The 21,015-nt window shown below is 45.8% G+C and carries 17 protein-coding genes; 1 reads left to right on the top strand and 16 read right to left on the bottom strand.

The window, feature by feature from the left end; genetic code table 11:
• Window positions 1-198 precede the first annotated feature (198 nt).
• The 16 genes from IEX86_RS20495 to IEX86_RS20420 form a co-directional block, all read right to left on the bottom strand.
• Window positions 199-1,962, bottom strand: a complete 1,764-nt coding sequence (locus IEX86_RS20495; protein WP_188868007.1) for a DNA cytosine methyltransferase — start codon at window positions 1,960-1,962, stop codon at window positions 199-201.
• A 97-nt stretch (window positions 1,963-2,059) separates the two neighbouring features.
• Window positions 2,060-2,254 carry a hypothetical protein gene (locus IEX86_RS20490; RefSeq protein WP_188868006.1) on the bottom strand — a complete coding sequence of 65 codons (195 nt, stop codon included), beginning with the start codon at window positions 2,252-2,254 and terminating at the stop codon, window positions 2,060-2,062.
• 1,561 nt (window positions 2,255-3,815) lie between these two features.
• Window positions 3,816-4,154, bottom strand: a complete 339-nt coding sequence (locus tag IEX86_RS20485) for a hypothetical protein (RefSeq protein WP_188868005.1) — start codon at window positions 4,152-4,154, stop codon at window positions 3,816-3,818.
• Window positions 4,155-4,250: 96 nt separating this feature from the next.
• Entirely contained in the window at window positions 4,251-5,066 is an 816-nt protein-coding gene (locus IEX86_RS20480; protein WP_188868004.1) for a hypothetical protein, read from the bottom strand.
• Window positions 5,067-5,091: 25 nt separating this feature from the next.
• Entirely contained in the window at window positions 5,092-5,598 is a 507-nt protein-coding gene (locus IEX86_RS20475; RefSeq protein ID WP_188868003.1) for a hypothetical protein, read from the bottom strand.
• A 136-nt stretch (window positions 5,599-5,734) separates the two neighbouring features.
• The gene (locus IEX86_RS20470) at window positions 5,735-7,921 is read right to left on the bottom strand and encodes a DotA/TraY family protein (protein WP_188868002.1); all 2,187 of its coding nucleotides are present in this window, start codon (window positions 7,919-7,921) and stop codon (window positions 5,735-5,737) included.
• Window positions 7,918-8,547, bottom strand: coding sequence for a hypothetical protein (locus IEX86_RS20465; protein ID WP_188868001.1), 630 nt, complete (start codon window positions 8,545-8,547; stop codon window positions 7,918-7,920). The genes IEX86_RS20470 and IEX86_RS20465 overlap by 4 nt, the downstream gene beginning before the upstream one ends.
• The gene (gene traW / locus IEX86_RS20460) at window positions 8,547-9,785 is read right to left on the bottom strand and encodes a conjugal transfer protein TraW (RefSeq protein ID WP_229685432.1); all 1,239 of its coding nucleotides are present in this window, start codon (window positions 9,783-9,785) and stop codon (window positions 8,547-8,549) included. Before traW ends, IEX86_RS20465 begins: the two co-directional genes overlap by 1 nt.
• Complete coding sequence (locus IEX86_RS20455) at window positions 9,782-12,844, bottom strand: putative type IV secretion/conjugal transfer ATPase (RefSeq protein ID WP_188868000.1); 3,063 nt, start codon at window positions 12,842-12,844, stop codon at window positions 9,782-9,784. Before IEX86_RS20455 ends, traW begins: the two co-directional genes overlap by 4 nt.
• A 12-nt stretch (window positions 12,845-12,856) precedes the next feature.
• Entirely contained in the window at window positions 12,857-13,594 is a 738-nt protein-coding gene (locus IEX86_RS20450) for an HNH endonuclease (RefSeq protein WP_188867999.1), read from the bottom strand.
• Between the two features lie 42 nt (window positions 13,595-13,636).
• Window positions 13,637-14,116: a DUF6750 family protein gene (locus IEX86_RS20445; protein WP_188867998.1), complete on the bottom strand. Its 480-nt coding sequence runs from the start codon at window positions 14,114-14,116 to the stop codon at window positions 13,637-13,639.
• 20 nt (window positions 14,117-14,136) lie between these two features.
• Window positions 14,137-14,670 carry a conjugal transfer protein TraQ gene (gene traQ / locus IEX86_RS20440; RefSeq protein WP_188867997.1) on the bottom strand — a complete coding sequence of 178 codons (534 nt, stop codon included), beginning with the start codon at window positions 14,668-14,670 and terminating at the stop codon, window positions 14,137-14,139.
• Window positions 14,671-14,681: 11 nt separating this feature from the next.
• Window positions 14,682-15,500 carry a hypothetical protein gene (locus IEX86_RS20435; RefSeq protein ID WP_188867996.1) on the bottom strand — a complete coding sequence of 273 codons (819 nt, stop codon included), beginning with the start codon at window positions 15,498-15,500 and terminating at the stop codon, window positions 14,682-14,684.
• 39 nt (window positions 15,501-15,539) lie between these two features.
• A complete protein-coding gene (traO, locus tag IEX86_RS20430) occupies window positions 15,540-16,901 on the bottom strand; it encodes a conjugal transfer protein TraO (protein WP_188867995.1) in 1,362 nt (453 codons plus the stop codon).
• A gap of 8 nt (window positions 16,902-16,909) precedes the next feature.
• Window positions 16,910-18,088 (bottom strand): DotH/IcmK family type IV secretion protein, encoded by a 1,179-nt coding sequence (locus IEX86_RS20425; RefSeq protein ID WP_188867994.1) that lies wholly within the window; start codon window positions 18,086-18,088, stop codon window positions 16,910-16,912.
• 11 nt (window positions 18,089-18,099) lie between these two features.
• Window positions 18,100-18,792, bottom strand: a complete 693-nt coding sequence (locus IEX86_RS20420; RefSeq protein ID WP_188867993.1) for a DotI/IcmL/TraM family protein — start codon at window positions 18,790-18,792, stop codon at window positions 18,100-18,102.
• Window positions 18,793-19,661: 869 nt separating this feature from the next.
• Here IEX86_RS20420 and IEX86_RS20415 point away from each other — a divergent pair.
• A complete protein-coding gene (locus IEX86_RS20415; RefSeq protein WP_188867992.1) occupies window positions 19,662-20,585 on the top strand; it encodes a replication initiator protein A in 924 nt (307 codons plus the stop codon).
• The last annotated feature ends 430 nt before the right edge of the window (window positions 20,586-21,015 follow it).

Genomic DNA, 21,015 nt, shown 5'->3' with positions numbered 1-21,015 from the left:
ATTCCAATGGGATGCCCTAGACGGGTTATTGGTAAGCTGACTCACCCAAGATTCGGACAGATTCCAGCGTGCTGCCAAGGCTTTACTTGTCCAGCCCTTACTCCTGTATGACTGCTTAAACTCAGCTGGGGACATGATAATAGCCACTACTCTAACTTATAAAAGAGGCTAAGCCATACGACCTAGCCTAAAAGTCACTTATTGCATCTGAGCGACGTTAAGAGCTATAGCAACGTTTCGTACCCAGATCGGCATACTATTGAGCATGAACGTTTCGCCCGCTGCAGCCAGGAGTAAGGTTGTCCCCATGACTTCCGCTATCGCCTGCGCAGCAGCAGGAGGGACAGCATTACCTATTCTTTCTCGCCAATCGCTATTACTGTTACCCGCGAGCGTAAAATGCGAACAAAACTGCCGGCGCTTAATCTCTAACTGATCGAAAGCATCAGTGGACCAATGCTCTTCAGGATCAATCAAAGATTGTAGAGCAGCTAATTCGAGGGTCGTAAATGGACGATGCCAGGTATTATCCAAACTTCGGATCATGCAGGTGAGCCTGTCATTCTCTGCAGGTATGCAGGGGTCTGCTACACTCCAGCGCCCATTGTCATGACAAGCACTGGCTGATACTGCGCCGGCGTATTCATTGAAATCCACTACACCGTAATGTCCACCCGTTAGGTAGGCGTCCCCCTTCTGACGAGCCATTCCTGGCCTAGGATCTGCAATGGACATCCACCCTCCTTGAACCCCTTTGCCTCCAGCTATAACTGTCCGAGCCGGACCATCCCAATCCATCACAGTCATATTGTTGCCGTGCCGCTTCCATTGTGGCCGAGGGTCATTTAGTGGCAAATGATTATGTGTTTGAGGAAACAGATTGGCGGGAACAATTCTGTAGCCTAGGCTTTGGCCCTCTTCAGGTAAGCGCGGATCTGCTATCGAATGGGGACCGCCTCCTACTAACATCTTCCCTGTTACGACGCCAGCCGATTGGTCCCACTGCCTGATACCCATCTGTACTGATTTAGGATGACCTTCGATCCTAGGATCTGCAACCCTTGCAAAATCAACTGTAGATGTTGAGTATTCTGCTTCGGGGGCCAGCACGTAGTCACGTAGATAGCCATTATCAACAGCAAGGCGGTTCAGAGATCGCCAGTCCTTACCAGCCTCCACTAGGGCCAAGCGCACCCAAGTTTTCCATTGCAGTTGAGGTACGCGGTGCATAGGACCAGCGGCACCGATATCCCCTGCTAACGGCATACGGCTGAGAACATCTCCTACGGCACGGAGTGTTTTCTTAGGTGGTTCGTATAGAAAAGGTGGGACCTTTTCTATATGTCTTGCAACAAGCAGAAAGCGTTTGCGCGATTGGGCTAGCCCACCCAACTCTCCGCAGTCATGAGTTGTTTCAGCTACCGCATAACCATAACTGCTCAACAAAGCTCCTATTTGGTCAAGGAGATAGCGACCTCTGGTGGCAAGACGGGGCACATTTTCGAAAACAATTAGATCGACAGGATTGTCTTTCCAGGCTTCGCACATAAGCCAAACACAGCGTAACGTAAGTTCGTTCAGCGCCTGATATTTAGGGGTTCTACTCATTTCCTCCGGAAGAAGACCTGATGCACCCTTGCAAGGAGAGCTAATAAAGACGCAGTTCGGATCTTGATATTGAGCAGCTCGTCGAATGTCATCAGCTGTAGCTTCTCGCCAACCTGCAGGAGGCTCCATACCATGGAAGCGAACGTACTGATCACGAGTGAAGAGATCCATTTGAGTACCAGGAACACCAGCTAAGCGTTCAAAGTCCTTCAATGCAGCACCATCTACGTCAACACCTCCTAAGCATTGCCATTCAGCTTGAACATTGCCTACTCGTGGAGAAGCTAGGTTGAACCCTTTAGCGCCGCCGCCTAAACCGCAACAGAAATGGAAATGTTTAAGAACCTGCTTCATAAGATCCCCTGCATCACTCGATTATTTAACTGAGGTTAAATTCCAAGAGAATTATTTAACTGTAGTTAAATTTTTGCAAGAGATATTTAACTGGAGTTTAATTTTTAGAGCCCTTCAGATCCTCCAAACCTCGCACTGCATCATCCCAGATGATCTCCCTCGCAGTGTTTTTTCCCAGACGACTCAACCATTGTGGCGTTATGTTCCAGCGAGCAGCCAACGTTAATCCTGTCCAGCCCTTCGCTTTGTAGATGCGCTTGAACTCATCTGGCGACAACCTAGTATCTGTCATTCAAACCACACTCCTTAACAACTAGACAATTCAGCATATTTTACTTCCAGCTTTGAAAACGATGGGGGAAAGAGTTGCCGGATGAATAAAACAGCCTCTTAAAGAGTTGGATTCGCAATGCCGCTATGCAAATTTCCAGCTCCAGAACAGGAGTTTTCCAAATATGATTGCCGCTCGCGATCTGTGAGAGCAGAAAGTGCACGTAAACGAAGGACTATGTACGAGGATCAAGTATCCTCGTACATGCGTGCCAGAACGCACATAGAATCTATAAAAACGCTCTAGTAGACAAAGCTCTCCCACAATTAGAACCACACCTATTCTTCACGCATGCGGGAATTGCTGAATCTGAAACAGTCTTCTTCTAAAGCTCACTGCGGTTCTTAAGTATGCAGGTAGAGTCTCCTGGCTTGGCTCAAGTGAAACCTGCAATTTTGATGTGGCGGAGAAACTTACAAGCTTCAGCGGGGGACATTTGTTCCATACGAAGGCACAGACCTGCCCAGTTAGGCTCATACGTACCATCAGGCAGCTTTTTACAGACAGTACTAACGATTTTCATATTAGCTTGAGCTGATACATCGCCGGTATTAACACGTGCTAAAGCGGAGTATACGACTAGAGCACTCAATATCATGATTACTAAACGCATTACATCCCTCTTCATTCGCAATGAAAGCGCCTGAGCAAAAGCTGTTCCCAAACTCAATATCTAGACATGCAGGGCAAGAAATAATCCTAGCACTAGGCTTGGGAAAAATATTGAGCTGAGAGAACCTTTACGTACTTGCGTAATTACGTAATTACGTTACTATCAACTAGAGCACGACGTTGATCGTGGTGCAAGAAGTCAGCAACCTGACAGGCGTGGAACGTCTAGGAGTTTGATATGCTCAATCGGACCCACTCTCAAATACATACTCAAGCTAACGAGTTTGCTAAGACTATCAACCTTCTTCTAGGGGTTCCTATAAACAGTCTTAATCATGTAGCTACCGGCCCAGGCTGTAATTGGAACGATTTAGAAAGATGCTGGATATTGCGCCTGTCTGAAACTGACGAGCACTTCCTGCCAGTCGTAATAGATCTTTTCGAAAAGGTGGGTGCCACGATTGAAAGGACAACATTAAGTGATGTTTCAACACAAGTTGACAGACTTCTTTGCCTAACAGCAAGGGTCGAATCGAATAACTTTTCCTAAGACGACAATATTAAGATAAAAGTATTAGCGGGAAGTGTATGAATTTTATATCACCATTCAAGAAGTCTGAAGCCATATGCAATCTAGCTCCTGGCGATAGTTTAGTTATTACGTGCGGAGATCGATCAATACAATCAATTCAGTCAGAAGTAAACAGAATATTATCTCGCAAATTATTGCTTAGTGAAGATTATTATCAGGCAAAAGCAATGATAATTGTGGATGATAAAACTAAACCTGTAATTGTAAATATTGTTACTAGAAAAAGCGGAGCCAGATAGGTTAGAGGCTTGGATTATGGCCTCTTTAGCTTAACTAAAGTTTTTCAGAAATCAGACATAGGCGAATACTCAGGGTCAGTTACATAGGCCTATGACGCACTAATTTCTTCTTCCCTACATTCGTTTCGCGAGTATTCATATAGGCCAATTTGGGATTTTCTATCCCTGGCCTTTCATTACTCATCCAATTCTCCTCAAGTTCGGTTTCTCTCAAGTAAGCATTCTTGGCAGCACCTTGATGTATAGCCAAATCCCTAATCACCTGCTTAGCTATCTGCCTCAGGGCTGGTTCAGCTCTGGAATCCTCTATTGCTTCAATCAATGCCTTATATTCGCTCCCGTTAAGTCTGGGTCTTTTTTTCTCTTTGATATCTTTGAGTGTCTTCAACCAGTGATCAAGATCATTATCAATAGTCATGGCTCGCCGTAACGAAAGAAATTATATATATGTTCAAATCTTACGCCTCCGCTGGAGTTTGGCTTAGCGCAGTTAAGCAACTCCGGTAAGGGTCAACTAGAGTTTCAAGCTAGCCAAAGGAGCATTCGTTTGAGCGTTGCTGAGATGGATCTGGACATGAGTGGGCACTGCTAAGGCTGTACCCTCTTTAGCTTCTGGCACGAATATGTAGAGCTTTCCTGTAAGCTGTAAAGCATTCTCAGACCTAGCTGACTCGATCATCTTTGCTTGATCTTCATCTTCAACTTGAAGACTGCACGGTAAGTCCGAGCCAATTATTCTCATTGTTGCCCCTTGCTGGTTTCTTATCACGCCGCCCCAGCAGTTCTTTCCATAACTTATAATTGGAAAGCTCTTGGTTCCAAAGTCATAAGCCCCAAGACTAATATTCGTCAGAGTTAGAGGCTGTTCGGCATAAGTAGATATAGGTATCTGGAAATACTGTTGTAATTTATATTTTCTAATGACAGCATCAATCTTTGGTAGCTCAGACCTAGCTAGTTCTCTTTTCTTGAATACATCAGACTCATTATAGTAAATGGGAGATAGTCTATTCAGAAGCTCATCTTCTGATATAGGCTCAAGAGAGCGGGAAGTGATTAAGTAAGTAAGACCCATACCATTGGGCTCTTGATTAAGATCTGTATAACTTGAAACCGAGACATTTGCATTTGGTATGGCAGTCACTTCATTCTGAGTAGTCTGCGGTGTATGGCTTAGTTTCGGCTTCGGACTACTTAGTAAGCTGGATGGTGGAGAAGCTTGACTAGCTTTAGTATTTTGTTGCTGTGATGCTACTACTCTATCTTGATCATCGCATCCAACTATTGCTAGTGCTACCGTCATGGCCAATACAGTAGTGTTTCGCTTCATTTAAAACTCCATCAATATTTATCGATCAACTGAAGATCGAGTATAGATATGCCTCAGACTCAGAGAATTGGCTTCTTTTAATATTTAACCCAATAACTGGCATATTTGGTAGCTGAGTCAAGAGTTTCATCAGTACAGCCTTTTTGCAATCATTGTCCACTTGCCATGCTTTGATCTTATCAAAGGGTACAATCACTTCAGTCCCATCGTTGATGTCGATAAACAGAACAGAGCGGCTCTTTGAGTCGAAACCTAAATAGCGGTTGTAGATGAGCGAAATTATCTCTTTTTCGGGCTTAAAACCACTCAATTTGAATCTTTTGGCTTTATCCATAAGGCGAGACTCCATCCATTTTGGAATCACCCTCAGCAAGAAATATCCAAAAATAAAATATAGGAAGCTCAAAGCTATGACCGGATTACCTACTTCTGGGTGCCGTCCAAAATTGAGTATGAATATTCCGCCTAATGGTACTACTGCAAAAAGGCCAAGTAGATAAAAGCTTTTCAGTACCCACCAGATTAGGTTCATTCACGACCTCCTAGCCGTCTTTGTATTCCGTATAGCATATAGCATACGGAATTAATAGATAATTATTCTAGCACGCATATCTTTTATCCTCTAGCATAAAAAAGGGCTGGCATCTAGCCAGCCCTTTGTTTCCTCGTCAAGAAAACCCGTTTCCACTCCCTCCCCCTGGCTGCCTATTTCGATTGAGATTAGGCGTGCCTCTGGGGGTTAAATGGTCCAGCTTCTGACCAAACACCTGAATGGCATGACGCATCCGATCGTTGTCATCACGTCCCAAAGATGCAGAAGCTTGGCCGCCCACCCAATTGATAACCTGGTCAGGCACGATATAGATCAAGTTGAAGCAGGAATGTATCAGATTCAAACACATGGATAAGTAAATGGTGAGGAAGAAAATGATACTTATCATTCCGGTTATTGAGTCAAACTGGGCATTAGCAAGTGCAATCCCAAATAGCTGATTAAGAAGCGTCCCACCTGCAACAATTGCAGCTCCACCAAGGAAGAAACCAACTACCATAAGTATAGGGCGCGTCATCACATTTAATATAAATATATAACCATGTGCTGTTCGTGGCCCCATACCGTCGCCGTCACTGCCTAAGTGTGCAAACGCCCAGAGCGGCGCTGCTACAATGGCTTCGCCAACAACAATCAACCAGTTGATTGCCGCTCCAAACCAAATAATAAACGGAACCATCGGTACATAAGTGCTCAAAGTACCACCTAGAATGATAAGGGCAACTATGAGCATGATTACAAATGGTGACATCGCCTCAAGCACCCCTTGCAAGGCATCGCCTATTGATGTCACTGCATTGACTACACTTGAAAATGCACCGGCTATACTTACCCCATTTTTAACATAAATAATCGCTTTAGCAGCTGCATAGGCACCTAGAGCTGTTTCAGCCGCGACCATGGTGTAGTCACCGAGGTTTTTCATTTTTATAATTGGATTGAGCTGTCCTCTGCCCTCGCCTCCAGCATTGGTATCAATCAGCCCATTGACGATGCTCTGACCTGGTGCAGAGAAAAAGCTTCCGATGATTTTATTCGCATCAGTCCCTGCAGCTCCTTTCGAGTAATCTCCAGTACTAACTGTACCAATCGTTGGAGTAAAGTTAGACGTAGATTGTTGAGATTTATAAGCTGCCATGACATTGCCATATATGGCTGTCATGGCAGGATCACCCTCGGATGACATACCATACACCGCAGCTCTCGCTGCTACCGCATCAGAAAGTTTTGTATTGGCTTGGGCGTATGTCTGATACCAAGCTCCTAGGGTCCACCATCCAGCCTCTTTGATGGAAGTACTCAGCTTTTCCGCAAGTCCTGCTATGTTCCCCTGCTTTGTTGCAGCTGCAGCCACAATAGTATTTTCATACTGCAGCGCAGCAGACTGAATGGCCGTTTCGGCATTAGGTAAGGTAACGTTTCCGCCATTCTTCCTCTGCACCACCCCATTAACAAAAGCTTGGGCAGAAACCGAAAGGGATGTCTGCATCTGTTTTATAGCTTTGAGGTGTGCTTGGCGTATTGTAGAGGTGTCAATAGTGCCTGAAAACAAACTCGTCGACTCGGCCTGCATTTCCAGTAAAGGATTAACATCAGCCCCACCACATACAAAACTCTTATTACGTAGCGCAAACCCACTGTTAGTAGCATTTTGTTGAATGTAACCATCTTGAGTTACTAATGCTCCATTCGCTTCTGCTTGAGCGAGTCCAGCATTGATGCCATGCATACAAAGGTTCAGTTCATAAATACTATGAGCCAACTTGATGGTACTTGGCATAACTGGCTGCACAACCATTGATTGGCCATTGTTAAAGGCTTCAATAGATGCATCTACACCAAGATTGGCTGTACCCACTCCCATAACAGAGGCTGCCCACAACATGAGAAGTTGAGAAAGTGACCAACCATTGGCCGTAGGTACTAACGTGCAAAGTCCCCATACAAGTTTAATAGGCCCCCATAATGTATGTTTTTCGCGATCAAAAACATTACCGTCATGGGCCGTCTGAGTGACCTTGCGAAACATGATATAGCAGGCAAACATAGCTCCTACAACGAGGAGTGATCCATTGATAACAGCAAAAATGTTGGCAAGGATAGTATCGCCCCCTCCGCTACCACCTGTTGCCAAAGGATCATTGACGACATTTCCGAAAATACTGATTAATGCTTGGCGGGATTTGTCTGTAGACCTTTCGGCAGCACTTTTTATCTCGCCTAGAGTGGTAGAGTCCGCCAAAGCTGGCATGGCATATAAACACGCCGAAGCAATGGCAAAAAGGGACCATTTTATTTTCATGTTATGTTCCCTTTTTTATGCCCTATCTCAGGATTTATAACGCTCCACCACCAGCCTGCATTTTCTTTTTTGTAATCCTCAAATCCCCCATTTTCAGCCTTTGAAAGACGCCGAGTTTTAAGCTGCCACAATCTCAAGTCAGCACTCATCGCTAGGATAAAACAGAAAGGCTGGCTTACTAGGATCGAGGCTATCCCAAATACAAGCCCCTTGTTGTCAAGGGTAAATCGGATGATTGAACTCTCCAGGGCGGGAGCACTAATCGCCAAGCTTGTAGAGATTGACACTAACGAGAACGCAATAAACAAAATAGCCGCACAGATAGCTGCGCGTTTCTTTCGTAAAAAGAACAGATAAAGTTCATCAATATTCAAGGCATTGGCACTTCTTCTTTGCATTGCCTCCTCGAAATTTATATTTGCCTGAACTGTAGAATTATCCCTAGACTCTTTAACCAAGGCGGCAGCGCGGCTGGAAAGCTCTTTGATTGACTCCAGGTTTTTTTTCTGATCTTCCAATGCTTTTTTATGCAGCGCTATGGTCTGCTTCATGGCAGGGATTGGTGTTAAAAGCCTCCAGGCAATGTTTCCTGCTACACGCAGTCTAGTGGTTTTGATCTCCTCCATTACTGTCCCCCTAGGCTACCGCTAATGGTTCGATAAAGTTTTGCAAGAATGGGCTCGAACTCCTGTCTCGTTGCACTACCAAGGGCAAGCCCATTAATGATATTTCCTCGCTGAAGCTCGTTTTTAATACCCAACATGAGCCAATTGCTCATGCTAGTGACGCGGATCTGTTCGCGAAGGAGATTGTCTCCAGACATAGCCTGGAGATCGGCCTGATATTCTGTATTAGCGTAACGACGACCTACTTCAAAGGCCTCAAATTCACGAGTCGACATCATGCCTGTGGATTTAGCCTCTTCAGAGGCCACTTGACTGAAGTAAGTAGCTGCAGAACCGGAGGCTGTTGCTTCCGCAATCAACTCTTTAGTAGCAGGATTGGCAATGCTGTCAGCAATACGCTGCTCTTGAGGATCGGCAGCAGCAGATAGGTTGGAGGCAAGCTGGGTCATGAGCCCCACATACTGTGATCCAGCTACAGTATCTGCTTCTCCTTTACCAAGTTGTGCCCCTACGGATCGTCGGACAGAATTCTGCGTGTACATTAGAGCAGCATCTGTTTGCTCTTGTGAAAACGTAAGGTCAGGGGCTTTGCCGTCTACTCCGGCACCATTTAGCACTGAGTCCACTCGCTTATCAGCACCTGGCATTGTGGCTGATACAGAGGGGCACGCTTTTGCTCCGCCGTATGCTGCATAATCATCAGCATCACAATAATGAGCATGTATTTTGGCTGAGCGAGCGGCATCAACCTCTTGAGAAGGCGCAGGTGAATTTACAGCCTGAGCTACGCTAGCGTTTGAAAGCTTTCCCGTCACTCCTGGTCGCAGTTTTGCTTTGGCTCCAACCGAAGCCGCAGCCACTTGATAAGATCCACCAGCACTGGACTCACTGCAAATATTATCGGGCAGCTGATAGCGCTGCCTTGCATCTTCTAGACGTCGGTTTTGCTCCTGTGCTGCCTGGAACTCACGCTCTGCACGAGATGCTGCTTCAACAGTACTCGAAACCTTATTACCCGTCTGGTTAATCGCGGTGCCAATGTTATAAAGAAGTGTGCTGACACTAGCATTCATTGCAGTGATAGATGCATCAACAATACCCACCGCTGCAGCGGTCGCTTGTGTTGATTCATGGACAGCTGGGTCATACACGATATCCTTTGACCAGGCCATAGGAGCGCATCCTATCGAGGCAAAGAACAGAACAGCACTGACCGGTTTACGCTTGAATCCGATCATAATTGGCCCCTTTCTGTTTGCTCACGCTCGTATTCATCCAAGAGCTCATTTGCAAGAATCTGTACAACCGAGCCGGCATTATTCTCACCGGCTTGTAAACGCATTTGTTCAAACTTATGGGAAGCTCTACCCAGTGGGAATCTTGAGGCCAAAAACTTTCTAGCTTTGTATGAACCCAGCGCCTTATAAAGGCGGTCACGAAGGGCTGTATCATCATGTGAGCTTGAAGAAGCCCACAGTTCAAGTGGGCCGACGCTATTGGTTAGGATCTGCGCGATCGAGCCCAGCCGTGTTTTGAATAAAGCTAAAAAGTTGGCTCCATCATTAGTATGCCCAACGCACTCACGCTCAAGCCTTGCAATCGTTTCTTCACTAACTTTAAAGGTTTTCCGCAATACATCAGCATCTGAAGAACTCCCTCCTCTAACCACATATACCGAAGTAGCAGCGTTTAGCAGTTCTGGGGGATAATCCTCAAGGTACTGTGAAACGGCCACAACACGTATCCCCCATTTTCGCACTTCACGGCCATCTCGTATCACTGTATTAACGAAGGCCTCTTGTCCCTTAGTGTTATGAAACTCCTCGTATGCGATGACTTTAAGCTCATCCTTCACATCGTTGATACGTTTGGCGTGATACTCGCGATAAATATCTGGGATGACAGGATTAAGTTCATCCTCATGAAGGAAATAGTTCTTAGCCGCAACCTGACGAGCAAACATAAACATAATTGCTGTTTGCAGATGTCCTTCATCGGTTTTAGTCCCCATCACTCCATGAAGATTAAGCGCAACTATTCGTGACTCATCATTCAGTTCAAAGCGAGTTCGCCCCGCGAAAAGTTTGAATTTGTTTGCTGCATACGACAATGATCGAGACATTGCCTGAAGCAAAGGTTCGCCATTATCCAAAAGAGCAGTGCCGTATGTTTGACGAACAGCTTCGCTATTGAGATATGCAGGAAAATCGATGAAAACAGGAACAGCCTGCCGCTGAGCTATTGCAGCTTCACGCACGTATCCTGCTTCAAAGAGTAGGTCAGTTATTTCCCACCATGTAGCAGCGGACCACCAAGTGGAATCGTATTTTGCTTTGATACCTGAGCTTTCTAGTACCTTATCTACCTCTACTTCAACCTCTTCCTCATAAGCATTTTGGTTCTTAGAGGCTCGGTCTGTATATGCAGCTTTGATGATGAGTTCATTCACCCTTGCGCACTCTGGATGTATCGCTCGCTTTTTTGCAGGATTGGTAGAAAACAAAGTAAGGAAGTCAATAAGAAAGGTCATTTCAGCGCTTGTGGGAAAGCGTGCGCCTAATTGCGTGTCAAACGGGTTAACTGCAAATTCAAGTGAATTCTGCAGCTTGATTCCTAATGCTTCGTGTTTACGATGTTCGGGTAGGCCATCCTGAACCATCCTGACAAAGCCGGATTCGCCGTTGCTAACGTCAATGAATGTAATCAACGGCAACCGGCTAGCCCCAGGATTATGTAACGTACCCGTGAGCATAGTATTGAGTAATACTGACTTACCGGCACCAGGAGTTGCAGAGACCAAATCGATCCAAGTGTCTTGTAACCGACTTCCCTGCTGGACTGGATAGATTTTCCCATCAGGCGTTCGAAGGATTAAGTTACCCCCATCAGGCCAAGGAGTAGCTGGACGCTCCAGAGGCATCATGCGGATCGCATCAGTCAAAGGTGGGACCAATCGGTTTGCACAGTTTTTGCTGGTGAACGCCGGAATTGAAGACGCGAACGCCGCAAATGGATCGCCGTGGCTTGTTGTCGTTTGGCAGACCCCCCATCCCTGTAAAGATTTATCCAGTACAGCTAAACGCCGTTTGGCTTTTTCTTCACTATCTGCCCACGTAGAAGCCATCACTTTCATTGACAATACAGGCTCCTCTCGATTGGTAGCCTCAAGGTCAATAAATGACTGACGAATTTCCTTATTGTTAGGAAACAAACCGGCAAAGGCTGTAATCATGCGACGGGAGCGCATCTGGTTTAATCCACCAGGTTCAAGATCGAACCGTATCCGCCAAGGGATCTCTCGGTCCATATCACCCAGCAGTTTAGAGAAAGGGGTAATGAGTTGCGGCCCTAACTCTAAGGAGATGGTCGAATGAAGGAGGTTATGAGTTTTTACATATCGTCCATTGATATCAACATCATTGCTACAAATCTGATGACGAATCTGCGGGGGAGCCAGGTCAGAATAATCTTTGTCATCTTCACGACCACGAGGGGTATAAGGATCACCAATCAGAACAGGCCTGAATTTATGAGATGTTCTTTCTCGATTCACCATCAGACGTACTCGCTTGATAGCGTCATGAGCACTGATCGGTCGTATCAGGACACCAGGTCTTCCATTAGTACCGGATTTCATGAAAATCTGCATGACCCTCTCAACCATTGTGTCATGTCGATACTTCATGGCCGCTAGAATAGCCGCAGGATCTTGAGCGTAATCCAGCCTGGGTAAATTGTGCTTGATAACCGCTTCAGATCGAGACTTCATTTCCCGTTTGATTTCGTCTGAACCCATTACAGTTGGATGGGTATAAATCACTAGCAGATTTTGCTCAAAAGCTACCAAAGGGGCATTGCGCTTGACGCGATCCAGAATGATATCTTCTGTTTCAAGACCGATGCGCCGCGCTGTTTTGATCTGCGGCTCAGCCAGCTTCATTAACTCATCAAGAGCCCTATCGGGATCACGCTCGAAGCAGAACGAAAGGCTATAACCAGGGCGTTGGAAAACCGGGTTTAATGAAACACTGATATTCTCAATTACTCCTGAATATTCTTCAGGGGAGAGCCCCTGGAAAAGGCCCTGCATATCGCAGACCGTAAGAATAGAGTTGGTTTCTGTAAAAAGGGCATAGGGATCATTAAAATCTGGATGACGCTTCCTGTCATCATCAGTCAGGACAAGCGCGGTAAGCAATTCACAGTAACTAACAAGATCCTTACCAATCATGTATTTAGCAGCGTATGCAAGGGCATGTTCGACTGTATCAACCGCGCCCTCAAGAAAGCTTCCCATACCAAATTACCTCTATGCCGGCGCAACCATTACGCTATGAGACATGCTGCTCCACTCACTTATTGGAAAAGCCCGATAAGCTTCTTGAGCCCAAACCATGGTGTACTTTTTAAATACAGAAGGATTGAACACAACACCTATATCTTTAAAAACTACTTCTCTTTTTTCTTTATCTTCTTCTTTAAGTCTTAAGAGGGCCTCTGCGAAGACATTTGGCTCATAACTGCCCCATGCCTCTTTTATATAGTCACGATGAGACCCAAGCCAATTTAGGATCTTGTTAGCATCTTTTTTTATTTGATCATCGCCAGTCTCAAGCGCAACCATAATGGTACGTTGTAGATGGTTTAGATCTTGTGCAGACAATCCTGGAAGATAAACCATTACAGCATCAGTACTTGAAAGCTCGCCAAGATGTTGCCAGCGATGACATAGCGGGTCGGCAACTCTCAGATTCTCTTCACGATCATCTTGATGATTGTCACTTAAACTATGAATTTCATTCTCTACGGAGTGATATCCGCAAAACATGCATTTGTAAGAATCAGATTTGAGTACTTCTTTTCTCTGCTCTGTAGAAAGTACAGGTTCTAATGCCTGACCGGACTTATCTCCGAATATTCTGCTTTTACTTGATAACAGTAAGGGGGATAAAAGCGTAGTTTCAAAACTCGCGCCTAGACCAGGGAGCGGATTAACCTGATCGATAGAAACGTTGGCTGGATCTTTAGGATCATTCTGGCTATTCATATTAAAGAGGCGGCCTTACGACCGCCTACTCCATCAAAGTGCTTATTGCGGCAATGCACCCTGCTCAGAACTTGCAATGCCAACAGTCTCACCGGCTTTGATTAGCATGAAGCCAGTCGCGCCAAGAGCGGCTCCGCCTACCAGAGGCCATATAATCTGGCCGCCTTTGATCTGGCTCTGCTCGCCCTCTTTACCTTTACGCCACCAGTTGTAACCCCCGACACCTGCACCACCAAAGCCTGCAGCAGCAAAGAGCTTGCCCGCCGATTCCTTGATCTGATCACCCTGCTCGGCTGAGATATTAAACATGTCAGCGAAACCATCAGCATGCGCAGAATTGGAAAGAGTCAGCCCTACCAAGGTAAAAGCTGCACTTGTTTTATAAATTGCACGCTCACGAGGGTTTTGGTTCCACTTCTCAGCACGAGCCAAAAGACTTCCGTGCATTTGCAACAGAGTCAAATGCGCTTTTCGGCCAATGTCAGTGATTAAAGCGAAAGGTTTTTTGATCATTTTTTTCATGTGAGTGCTCCAGAAAGGACTTACCAGTAGAGATGAAATGACTCGCGGAATTTCTCAATCATTTCCGCAATTTGAACAAGCATCGCCCCGCCCACGATATGGGTTAGTGCTCGCCATACCCCATCATCCGCTCCCTGTGACTGCTGACCGTCCATGAGCGATTTCTTCAGAATCACTAGCCCTCTGAGAGCGAAAACGCCACCGGCCACACTTGCTAGAGTTAGGACTGCATTAATCGCCTCGGCGAAACGGCCAAAATCGGCAGCACCGCTGTACGAAACCGCGCCATAACTCACTGTCCCAGTTGCAAACGTGTTCCATGTTGCATTGATGAACCGGGACAGATTCGCGACTAATCCGCCGACAAGAATCACCGGCAAAACGTCGCCAAACGTTACAGGTATCTGGCCTGGAAACCTTTGCGATCTCTGCATTTTCAGCAAAGAGTTGCCCACATATACAGTCCCAAGCAGCCCACCTAATGCCCAGAGCAAACCCCACAATGCTGTTGCAAATGTAGGGGCAAACGCAGTAATCATCTGGGCTAAATCCACAATTGTTCTCCTTAACGAATCACACCGTGGTTAGTCACAACTTTCCGACTCAGCGGATCAATACTTACTATTTTCAGTCCTTCAACGACATCACCAGGCTGTACTACATAAGTACGTTCAGCATTTTGTATCCAAGCTTGATCTCGATAGACCGTATTCAAACTAAATTGAGATGAGCTTGTAGCCTTATGTGCGACTTGACCAACTTGCACTTCATGCTTTGGTTTTGATGCAACAGTTTTATGTACCGCAGCCTTGGGCTTTGAAACTTTTACTACTTCCTTGTGTGTATTTGATTTTAGACAGTTAGCGATTTCAGGCTTGTCATGGCTTGACTGCTTCAAATGTTCCACAAGAAGTTGGGTCTCATTAAGCTCATGATTAGATTTTTGTAGTTGTTCCTCCAGAATCGCGATCCGGCCTGCCATTTCATCATGCTTTTCACCAGACTCAACAGACGAGACTGAAGGCTTTGGTCCACCATCCATTGGCCCTGGAACTGGCTGTTCAGATGAGACTTCCTTAGGCTGCAAGGAAGTATCTTTCTGATCAAGGCCTACACCCTTAGCAGGGTCATTGCGCATTGCTAATGCTGGCTCTAATACATGTGTATTTTTTGCAGGAGCAGAAGATCCCGGCAAAAAAATCCAGGTTGCGGCTGCGATAGCTGTGATTACACCAAAATGCCAGCCCTTAGCCTGAAACCCTTTCCTGCTCTCTGTATTAATCTGTTTGTCTTCAACTTCTGTATCAGATGAGCTAGACGAAGCGGACGGCTTGAATATGTCGAAATCTGAGTTCTGTGCGTCGCGGTTCTGTTGATCAGTCATACTCAATACCAATTTTTGTATGATGCATATTATACGGAATTAATAGCGCACATTTCCATAGTTTGGCAAGGGATAATTTTGCTGATACCCACCACTTGGCGACGAACCGTATGGATAGGGTGAGCCGTAAGGCGAAGAACCTGAACCATAATTCTGAAACTGACGCTGACCGAAGCCTGGAGGCAGCATTTGCTGAGGAGGTTGGGAGGCTGGCTGAGCCATATTCATAAAAGCCTGATTTTGACCTTGCTGGCCATCAACCGGACAGGCATTGCTCTCGTATACCCCGCCCACAAATTGAATGCCGATAGTCTCATTCATCCCTTTGAGAATTTGCTTTTGGGGCATATTTGCAGCGTCGTTTGCAAGAACTCTACCTGCTTGCTCAGCCATGCCTCCTACTATCGTACCGGCTACATTCCGACCGCTTGGTGTACTGGGATAGGTTTGTACAACGGCGCTATCTGTAATGATATTTTCTGAACTAGAACGCTCATAGAGCTGACCTGTTCGGCCAATCCCGGCAGCGATAGCTGGCAGAATGATCCTTTCAAAGTACCGATTGTTCACTTCGCCACTTAGGGAAGTACGGTTGGTCTCAGGATCAACAGGTTTAGCCGTAACGTTGTAACAACGCCCGTTGAATGACATGGATGTAAAAGTCATATCAATGGTATTGGTGAGGCGCTTATAACCCATTGCATATAGCTTGGCTCCGGCCAGCTTTCCTGTAGGAACCACAGCTGTGACCATAGAGTTTTCATCGGTATCAAGAGCTGTACGGAGCAAGGCTGGGGTTACAAAAAAATCATCGACGACCTTACCATTGGCCAGATTATTTAGAGGCTGAGGTGTTAAAGAAGAGTTTGTATTATTTGGAGTTACTTGAGAGGCACGGATCGACTTAGCGTACGTATCCATATCATTGGAAACAGTAGCCACTACATGAGGCTGGGCTACCCACATATCCAATAATGCTTTTGTTTGTTCCTTAATTTCCTCGGTACGTTTTTGATCGGCCTTTGAAGGTGCCTGCTGTATCTGCGGCTGCGGCGCAGGTTGGTAGTAAACTATCTGTGGCTGTTCAGGCTGAGGAGTTGGTTTAGCTTGCTGATTGTTAATATCTTTAGGCCCAGCTGTAGAAGGCACAGAAATATACGAATCACCGTTAGCCTCTGCTTGAGCTGACTCTTTTCGATTATAACGATCTAAGACTTGGCTATAGTGAGGAGACTCCTGCGACGCTGTGGCCGAGCCCGTCTGCACTCTACGTATGTCGGATGCGTGGTTTTGTCCCTTCTGCCAGTAGCCAAAGCCTATATAAAGGCCTGTGCCTACAAGGATAAGAGCCCCAATTGCCAAAACTTTGGTATTACGACCAATATCAGCTTGCGCCTTCATGGAGCCTCCTATTGGATTTCAAGTTGTAAGGGAACTGCACGTCCCATATCAGATAGCGTGATGTATGGCGTCAAAGGCAGCCGATACACACGCGTACCGTCACTAGCGGCCATGGTCTGATCAAATGCAGTTTGAATATCGTTGGCTGTTCGGACAAAAAGGCTCCCATTGAACTGCCAGACGTGGGTGTTATTAGGGAGATCACCACTTACCTTGACCTTTTTGGCATCTTGAGGAGGGACACCATCCAAAAACCCCTGCAATACGTCGTCATATAGGGCAATTTTATTAGGACCCAGCAGAGGAGCTTTCGCGTTGGGGCCTCGACCTGGAACGCGAATATCTAGACGCCAATCCACGACCCTTGTATTAGATTTCGAGTCTGGTTCACCACTAGCCAGTTTGACTACGATAGGTGTTGGAAGCCCTTCAAGGAAAACAGTCAGGTTGCCATCGTCATAACTAGACAGAGCAGTGATAACTACCATGGGTGTGCCTGCAAGCCACTCAACTTGAAAGATGTTGCCACCTGTAGACCTAGGAGGAGCAGCCAGTGGCCATGGAGCACCAGTCGAATCTACAAATACAAGCGTGGACATCTGGCCTGGCATTGAGCGGACAATTGGTATGGCAGCGCCTGGAGAAAGGTCAATAGAGGTACTACTAATCCTGGGAATAGCTCGAACAGGTTCGTACCCCATGGCTTTACGAGTCTCCTCAAGATGCCCACGTATCTCTTTGATATCGTTTGCCGGCCATGGAGCAACGACCTGTTCTGCTTGCTGTAAAGCGGACGGTGGCGTAAGAGGTGGAAGATTCGCCATCCCGTTTTGAGAAGGCGTCTGCTGATAACTACCCTGCTGGGGAGGTGCTGCTTGAGAACCAGCAACGTTATAGTTGGCCGCACCATAGTTACTAGGCGGAAACGCAGCCTGTATCATCTGCTGAGACGATGAAACACTTGCCTGACCAGGTGGTGTAGGAAATGGCTGCCCTCCCGTAGACGCATTTACCCATTGAACGGGACGATCCTGCATTTGACTTTGCTGAGACTGAACCTGCATAGCTTGTTGCGGTACAAACTGCGGTTGCCCCTGTGTAGATGGGGAAGACTCTTGCGCCCACGCAGAGGAAATAGCACCCATTGCAATTAAATGGATTACTGATTTCAGAGAAAATAGGTTCATGTGCCACATCCTCAAAGCGGCTTGGTAACGAGTTGCCCCACACCAATCCCTTCAATTGAATCCAGTGTAGGAATACGCTCGACGCGAACAATGGCGAGGAAACGTTGATTAGGTAGCTCCGAGGTCTGACCGGCCAGCTTGATCTCGATGGGCACCTCAACGAACCAGACGTATTGACCGTTATCAATGCCTTCTTTGATGAGCACACCTGTATTCGCTGTAACGGTCATATTCATCCGCTTAGTACGGACATTTTCTAAAAGCCCAGCCGCTTGAATAGCATCGATAAAGCTCTTGAAACCAGAACGCGTATAACGCTGCCGTTGATCCTCTAGCTGCTGACGCCAGTTGAGAAAGTCGAGAGAAAACGATCCATTCAGTGTGTCTTTGGCAAACTGAATTACATCGGCGGTCTTACGATAAGGTGCAGAAAGAGGAACCATCGGGAATATTCGGCCATTGTCGGACGCGAAATACTCCGGCTGAACATGCGTAACATTCCAAGCTAGATAGCTGTTAGTTAGAAGCGACAACACTAACGCTGGACCCAATATGAAATTAAGCTTTACGGAAGAAACCGCGATAGCAGCAACCTGCTTACGATCTTTCTGTGTCGCAACAGCGGGATCAACTGCATCGCGGTCCCGCTTGAGTTTTGCAACTACTTCATCAATCTCATCTTCAACCTTTTCATAAGCACTCATTAAAGGCTCCTCCTTTTTTCCGTATTATATATATCATGCGGAAAGGAACAAGCCCGCTTATCCCCATTTCAGATGATATTGCCAAGAAGCCTTGTAAACCCTGAGTTTTTATCGTGGTAGAAATACGAAATATCAGGGATGAGCCGTCTCAGACCAGAAAATCTCAATGGATATTTACTACCCGACTGGACATCGCAGACAGGGATAGATATCGCCTACGGTTTACCTATGGACATCGCCGACAAAAGACATGAGCTTTTGGACATCGCCGACAAAATTAGCCATCACAGATTGGCTAATTAGCTTGTATTCAAAGGATTTAGAGGGTTCATGACTCTTCGCGGTTATTGCTGGGCTGGTATTAATAGCTTTGGACATCGCCGACACTGAGCTAGTAGGCCTCAAACCTGAGATATCTGTGGATAACTCAGGTTTAAGATTGGACATCGCCGACACATTTTTATGGACATCGCCGACACATTGCTGGACATCGCCGACACTGAAATTGGACATCGCCGACAAATACCATTTCTAAACTCAATAAAATCAAAGGATTGGCTAGTAATAAGAAGGTGCTAACACGCGCGCACGGTTTTAACGCTCTTTAACAGAGCTTTCTCTTTAACCGGATTTGATCTGTATAAAAGCGCGATGGATAGGGATGAATCACATAGCATTGATACTGGTAGAGACAATCTACCTCATGCTATCTACCATGAACGACCTATTTAGTTAGTAGTAGCCCTTAGTGGTAACAATTATGTCATCTTCTTAAAAGTTGAAAAAAAGCTGGACCTGCATATAGTATTTTTCTGTAGAATGTACGCAATACGGATTTATTTTTAGTGAGAAAACGAAGAGAGACGGTTATGTACATTGCAGATGCTAGCAATATCGCAGAAGATCCAATCTCTTCTGAACAAGTACCTGTTGAAGCTTTTTGCGCTGACTTTAGCGAGTGGTCAGTGAAGGACGATGTAGCTAGTATGGAATTCCCTATCTTTTCGCTTTCAAAGCAAAAAGATATTCGTATTCGTGAATACACTAATCCTACAACGGGGAAAACGATACGAGTTTCACCTACTATGGATGGAGCAGCCACTGTTTTTGATAAAGATCTACTGATCTTTATAGGCTCTCAGCTTATTCAAGGTAGAAAAGCTGGTAGACCAGTTTCACAGTATGTTGAAGTAGATGTTAGTCGATTTCTAGCAGCAACTGGCCGCAGAGTGGGCGGCAGATCATTCGAATTGATCGTAGCAATGCTACGACGGCTGAAAGGAACCTCGCTAGAAACAAACATTGTAACAGGCGGGAAAGAGCAGCTTAGGGGCTTCGGATTGATCGAAGACTATGAAGTGACTAGATACACCTCTAATAAAAAAGGTGTTGCCGAAGTCCAGGTCAAGATTTCAGAATGGCTATTCAACGCCCTCTTGGAATATGAGGTTCTTACGTTGGATAAGAAATATTTTGAGTTGACACAATCCATCGACCGACGATTGTATGAAATAGCTCGCAAACACGTCGGGGCCAAAGCATTCTGGAAGTGTGACATAGATATCGTTCGTGAAAAGACAGGAACCACACAAGACATAAGGAGATTTCGATCTGAAATTAGAGATGTAATCAGACGCGACCCCCTTCCTGAATATCGGATAGCGTTAGATAAAGCTAGCGAATTACATCGCATTGTCTTCTACACTCGTGACAACAAATTACTGTCAAAAGCCTTAATAAACAATGACTTAGCGGGATGGTTTGAAAATCTAGAACGTCATCAATGTGCCTGAAATGATGCTTCATGTTTTTTTGGACATCGCCGACAATTTTGGACATCGCCGACAATAGATCCTGCCTCATCAGAGATATCTACACTCTTCGCCTGTCCAAATGGACAGGTTGAACCTCCTCTCGCCTTAAAAAATAATGCCAAAAGGCCATTTCTATTCTCCTGTAGGTGAAATTCAGGCTCCTTTTCTCCCATTTTGACCACGCGGGAGCATTTTGCCGAGTACTGGACTTCGCCGACACCTCCGTTGGACATCGCCGACACACGCTTGGATATCGCCGACGCTTACCCGGAATAACCTAAAGCACCTAATGGCATCCGTTTATAGGAGGATGTAATGGCTGGCATCTATTACGTAATTATGCATTTACGCAATTACGTAACTATTATAATATTCGTGATCCTATTGCGACTTTTGGCGGCTACCTGAC

This window comes from Pseudomonas asuensis (assembly GCF_014646755.1).
In the GTDB taxonomy this organism is placed as follows: Bacteria; Pseudomonadota; Gammaproteobacteria; order Pseudomonadales; family Pseudomonadaceae; genus Chryseomonas; species Chryseomonas asuensis.
Note: the sequence above shows the minus strand (reverse complement) of the source record. Positions and strands in the feature narration are given on the sequence as shown.